General features: G+C 38.0%; 1 protein-coding gene. It reads right to left on the bottom strand.

Going from position 1 to position 1130, the window contains the following annotated elements; genetic code table 11:
• The coding region (locus tag E1171_RS00975) for an ABC transporter permease (protein WP_155203203.1) at positions 1 to 1130 on the bottom strand (1130 nt) is incomplete at both ends.

Consider the following 1130-nt stretch of genomic DNA (forward strand, 5'->3'; position numbering starts at 1 on the left):
CATGATAGCTCATGGTGATCCAGGCCACAAAAAAAGAGAGCAAACCAGCCATTAAGAAAATTTCAAAACCAATAGAGGTATGGAAATGGAAATTCAGTAACCATTCGCTCATGCTCCACCAGGCTAGGGGGCTGGCCACCAGAAAGGCGATAATCAGCAATTTACCAAAGTCTTTGGATAACAAAAGCACAATGCCCCTAACAGAGGCTCCTAACACCTTTCTTACCCCAATTTCTTTTTTGCGCTGTTCCGCTGTAAAGGCTGCCAGCCCAAATAAACCAAGACAGGCAATAAAAATGGCCAAAATGGAAAATACAGCAAGGATTTCTCCTGTTTTTTGCTCTTGTTGGTACATGTTTTCAAAACGATCATCTAAAAAAGAATAGTTGAAAGGTTGGCCAAATGCCATTTTATCCCATTGATTTTTTAGAAGGTCAATTGCTTCAGCTGCTTTCTTAGCCTCAAAACGAAAAGTGATTGCTGCATTGTGATTCTCTAGGCGCATAGCTAAGGGACCAATGTCTTCCCTTAAGGATTCAAAGTTGAAGTTTTTTACCACTCCTATAATGGTGTACCAATTATTATCTGATTTGTTAAGAATTTTCTCTCCAATAGGATCTTTATAACCTAATTTTTTTGCAACGGATTCATTAATCACAATTGAAGAAGAATCAGATAAAAACTCTGGAGAAAAGAACCTTCCTTGTACCATTTCCATACCTAGTGTTTTCAAATAGTCATAATCTACTCGCCAATCACCCAAAAGAAAAGCTTCATTAGTGGCCTGCAGCTCTTTTGATTGGTATACAATGCTGTTCCTTACAGAGGGATGAACAGGTAAATAACCAGAAACCGTAGCTGATTTGAAAAGGGTATTTTGTAGCAATTCTTCTTTGAAGATTTGGGATTGGTTACCTAATATATTAGTATCATGAAGGGTAAGTAATTGTTCCTTATGAAAACCCGTATTGGCCATTTGGATAAATTTGAGTTGTTTGAAAATTACCCCTGTTCCCACCATCAGGAAAATAGAAACTGCAAACTGTCCGACCACTAAAGTGCTTCTTAATTTACCTCCTTTTAAACTGGATCCAAAGTTACCTTTTAATACTTTTGCCGGATCAGAGGCA

Origin of the sequence: Xanthovirga aplysinae (assembly GCF_009711365.1) — a bacterium.
Lineage (GTDB): Bacteria > Bacteroidota > Bacteroidia > Cytophagales > Cyclobacteriaceae > Xanthovirga > Xanthovirga aplysinae.